Source organism: Promicromonospora citrea (assembly GCF_013004695.1).
Classification (GTDB): Bacteria; Actinomycetota; Actinomycetes; order Actinomycetales; family Cellulomonadaceae; genus Promicromonospora; species Promicromonospora citrea.
In genome coordinates this window covers 1-4,029 of record NZ_JABEMG010000230.1, presented here as the reverse complement: position 1 = coordinate 4,029, position 4,029 = coordinate 1, and the positions used below count along the sequence as shown (strand labels likewise).

Sequence of the window (4,029 nt, the reverse complement as noted above, 5' to 3'; positions counted from 1 at the left end):
GACGCCGAGGAACACCAGCGGCCACCACATGAGGGGCGAGCCCTCGTGCGGATGCTGGTTCTCGGTCCAGCGCGGGCGGCGCCCGCCGAAGGTCATGAAGAACAGGCGGGTCATGTAGAACGCGGTGTAGGCCGCGGCGAGCTCCTCGACGACGACGGCGGTCGACCATGCGTCGGTGTGCAGGTGGTCCATGCCGAGGATCACGGTGGACCGCCCCTCCCGGCTGACCGCAGCGGGCAGGAACGCGGGGTAGCCGAACGGGGCGCAGCGGCGGCCCAGCGCGGCCACCAGGTGGTCCCGCGTCTCCTCCACGGTGTCCGTGCGGGGTCCGTCGTCCCGCGTCCAGACCAGCGCCGCGGCGTCGTGCCGCACGAGGTTCACGTCGCCTGCCGCGGCCCCGCGCACGGCCTCGACCCGCAGGTCCGCGTGCCGGGCGACGAGGCCGGTGAAGGCCGCCTCCAGCGCCGCGACGTCGACCGGCCCGTCCACGTCGAACGCGGCGGTGATCCACACGCTCGGCTCCCCCGCGGCGGCGCCCAGCAGGTGGTTGCGCTGGTTGAACGTCGGCACGGCGGGCGCGGGCGCGGCGCCGGGGCCCGGCCGCACGTCCCACGTGACGACCCGGCCCGGCGCCGGCTCCCAGAGGTCAGCCGAGACGACCCGCACCGGCCGCCTCCCGACGGGCCGCGCCGTCGCCCGCCGCCGCCACGAACGTCGCCGTCAGCTCCGCGAGGTACCGGTCGGTCGCGGCCTGCGCCGACGGCACGTCCGGCGTCTGCATCACGACGTAGAGCCGCTCGTGGTCGCGGTTGACCCAGAGCGAGGCGTTCGCCGTGCGGCCCTCGCCGGTGAAGTGCAGGCCCTCGTCGTACGCCCGGCGCCCGACGCCGGGGAAGCGCCGCAGGTCGAGGTAGCTGATGAGCTGCGGGCTGCCGAGCGAGGCCGGGTCGAGCACGCCGCCGACCAGCATGACGCCGAGCGCCGCGTGCACGGGCACCGTCGCGACGCGGCGCGCCCGCCGGAACGCGGCGTCCGCCTCGGGGAGCACCTCGGCGAGGCCGCCGCGGCCGACCGGAAAGGTCACCGGCGCGAAGTTGCAGAGCCAGCCCTGCGCCGTCTCGAGGCCGGGCCCGCGCGAGCCCACCACCGTGACGCCGAACCAGTCGGCGGCGCCGGTCAGCCGGGCGTCCGTGAGTGCGATGCCGGCGAAGACCGCGCCGGTGAACCGCGCCCCGTGCGCGGCGGCGAGCGCGTCCAGCCGGGCCAGGCCCGTGGCGTCGAGCAGGGTGGCGGTGCGGATCCGCACCGGGGCCGTCTCACCCGGGGCGAGCCCGAGGTCGAGCGCGAACCGGGGCAGCCTGCCCCCGTGGGCGGTCACCGCGTCGGACCACGCCAGGATCTCCGGCGCGTCCGGGGGCGTCCCGGCCGCCAGGGCGTGCTCGGCGCGCGCGTGGTCGAGGAACGAGCCCGCGGGCCCGGCGTCGGGCGACGCGCCGGCGAGCTCCTGCGCGTACAGCTCCTCGAGCTCGCTGAGCACCATGAGCTGCGAGGCGCCGTCGGTGAACGCGTGGTCGCAGCCCCAGAACACCGCGAAGCCCGAGCTGCCGGCAGGCACGACCACCCCGAGCGCGAACGGCGCCCAGGAGTCCGGCCGGCACCCGGCGTCGAACGTCGCGGTGAGGTGAGCCGTCAGCGCCTCGTCCCAGGCCGGACCTGCCTCCGGTCCGGGCACCTCGACCGTCTCGAACGCGACGACGTCGGCGGGCACGAGGTGGCGCACGGGCTCCGCGCCGTCGACGTCGAACCAGGTACGCAGACCCTCGTGGCGGCGGACGAACCGGGTCAGCGCGCGGGCGAGCGCCGCGCCGTCGAACGGGCCCGTCAGGTGCGAGGCGACGCCGGTCCAGGCACGGTGCACGCCGCCGGCCGCGCGTCGCGCGGCGTACGCGCGCAGGTGGTCGCCCTGGAGGAAGGACGGCGGACCCGCGTCCACCGGCGCCGACGCCGCCGCCGCGGCGGCCTCCGCAGTGGGGCGCACGTGCAGCACGCGGCCCGGGGTCGTCGTCCAGGTGCTCATCGCGCCGAGGATCACGCGACCGCCTCCCTCGGCTCGGCGGACCCGAAGGCCCGCAGGTGGGTGCGCAGCTCGGCGACCAGGCCGTCCATCGCGGCGTGCGCCTCGGGGGTGTCGGGGTACCGGGCCGACACGTTGAGCCCCTCGTGGGTCCGCAGGAACCACAGGTAGAGCTCGTCGGTGCCGTGGGCGGGGCTGCGCAGCGTCCGGGCGGACCAGTCGCTCCACCGCTCGGCGCCGGGCACGAACCGGGTGTCGACGTACGAGACCGCGAAGTGCGGGCCGTCGGCGATGCCGCCGAGCTCGGCGATGCGCGCGAACGAGTACCGCACGAGCGGCTTGCCCGCGGCGACGGCCGCGTGCACGCGGCCGACCGACTCCGTCAGCGCGTCGCCGTCCACGACGGGGTCGGCTCCCTGGTGCGTACGCAGCAGGGGCTCCGTCCCGCCCAGGTCGAGGTCCACGGGGCACAGCCCCACGTACCAGCCGACGGCGGCCGCGTGCTGGGGCGCGTACCGGGTGTGCATCGGCAGCACGAACCGGAGCCGGTCGAGGCCGTGCACCCGGCGTGCGGCGTGCGCGAACGCGGCGAGCACCCCGGACTGCGCCGACGCGCCGCGGGCCCGGCTGCGGGCGCTCAGCTCGTCGGTCTGGGCGACGGTCGCGAGCCACTCGGAGCGCGACGCCTGCGGGCGGGCGGCCTCGGCGGCGTCCGCCGGCGGGCGGGTCACGCCGTCGTACCGCGGGAAGGCGGCCCCCGGGCCGAGGAAGTCGAGCCAGCGGCGCACGGGCTCGCCGTCGGCCGCCAGCGTCATGGCCAGCTTGCGGTCCTCGGCGGAGAAGTCGACGTGCGAGCCGACCTCCAGCGCCTCCAGCTCGGCGTCCGGCACGCCGCGGCGGGCGGCGTCGTACAGCGAGACGATCTCCTCGAACCACAGGAGCTGGGAGTAGGCGTCCATGACCGAGTGGTCGGCGCCGAACGCGAGCACGAAGCCGGTGCCCGGCTCGTGCGGCGTCACGCTCGCGAGCACGCAGTGCGGCCAGGCGGTGGGCGAGACGTCGGCGAGCAGGCGGGGCAGCAGCGTCCGCACCTGGTCGGCGGTGAGGTCGCCGACCACGAGGTCGCGGACGGCCACCGCCTCCGCCGGCGCGGTCACGCGACGCCAGCCGCCGTCCCCCGCCGGCGTGACCGTCGTGCGCAGCACCTCGTGCCTGCTCAGCCAGGCGTGGATCGCGCGTCGCAGCGCCTCGGGCTCGTACGGCGCGGGCACCCGCAGCACCGACCCGATCCAGGAGCCGGGCTCGGAGTCGCGCAGGTGGGCCTCGTGCCCCGGCGACAGGTCGCGCGAGTCCTGCTGCCACCGCCCGGCGTCGGCGCGCGGCGTCCAGGAGGTCACGGTCCCGGCAGGCAGCTCGTAGGCCGACAGCTCGGTGTATTCCATACGTGCGGGTCCCTCGGATCGTTTTTCGGGCACGGCCGGCACGACGTCGGGCAAGCCCCGCAGTCCCCTTGCGGCGACCTTTATACCGGATATGCCGGGTGAAAGTTAGTCCCCCCGGTTCGGGCCGGTATGGTCTGCCCCCTGACCACGAAGGTGCCCGAACCGGACGGGAGACGAGCGTGACCCACCCGCCACGCACCCTGCGCCTGCAGTTCGCCGACGACATGTTCCTGCGCCGCCACGCCGGCCCGGTGAGCCCCGCGGTGAACCAGGTGCTGTGGCGCCTGGACGACCCGTACGACGCCGAACGGCTACGTGACCTGGCCGGACACCTCGCCGCGGGTGCGCTGCACCGGCGCGTGGTCCGCGCCCGCGTGCCCGGCGCCCGGCACGTCTGGGCGCCCGCGGCGACCCTGCCCGTGCTCGACCTGCAGACCGCGCCCGTCCCGGTCGGCGGCGTCGCCGCGTGGGCGCAGGCCCAGGCCGACGTGCCGCTCGACCCGGCCCGCGGCC

At 76.6% G+C, this 4,029-nt stretch carries 4 protein-coding genes; 1 reads left to right on the top strand and 3 read right to left on the bottom strand.

What is annotated here, in order from left to right:
• From HLB15_RS22840 to HLB15_RS22830, 3 genes are all read right to left on the bottom strand, one after another.
• On the bottom strand, positions 1–666 hold a 666-nt coding region (locus HLB15_RS22840), incomplete at its 3' end, for a condensation domain-containing protein (RefSeq protein ID WP_212760260.1).
• Positions 647–2,077 (bottom strand): condensation domain-containing protein, encoded by a 1,431-nt coding sequence (locus tag HLB15_RS22835; protein ID WP_171108969.1) that lies wholly within the window; start codon positions 2,075–2,077, stop codon positions 647–649. The genes HLB15_RS22835 and HLB15_RS22840, both read right to left, overlap by 20 nt.
• Positions 2,078–2,088: 11 nt before the next feature.
• Entirely contained in the window at positions 2,089–3,516 is a 1,428-nt protein-coding gene (locus tag HLB15_RS22830; RefSeq protein ID WP_171108967.1) for a condensation domain-containing protein, read from the bottom strand.
• Positions 3,517–3,695: 179 nt separating this feature from the next.
• On the opposite strand from HLB15_RS22830, the gene HLB15_RS22825 reads away from it, so the two are divergent.
• The coding region (locus HLB15_RS22825) for a hypothetical protein (RefSeq protein ID WP_212760259.1) at positions 3,696–4,029 on the top strand (334 nt) is incomplete at its 3' end.

What these genes read in the sequence shown, in the direction of transcription:
- HLB15_RS22830 (WP_171108967.1), bottom strand. Translation starts at nt 3,516, where the DNA reads ATGGAATACACCGAGCTGTCGGCCTACGAGCTGCCTGCCGGGACCGTG.
- HLB15_RS22835 (WP_171108969.1), bottom strand. Translation starts at nt 2,077, where the DNA reads ATGAGCACCTGGACGACGACCCCGGGCCGCGTGCTGCACGTGCGCCCC.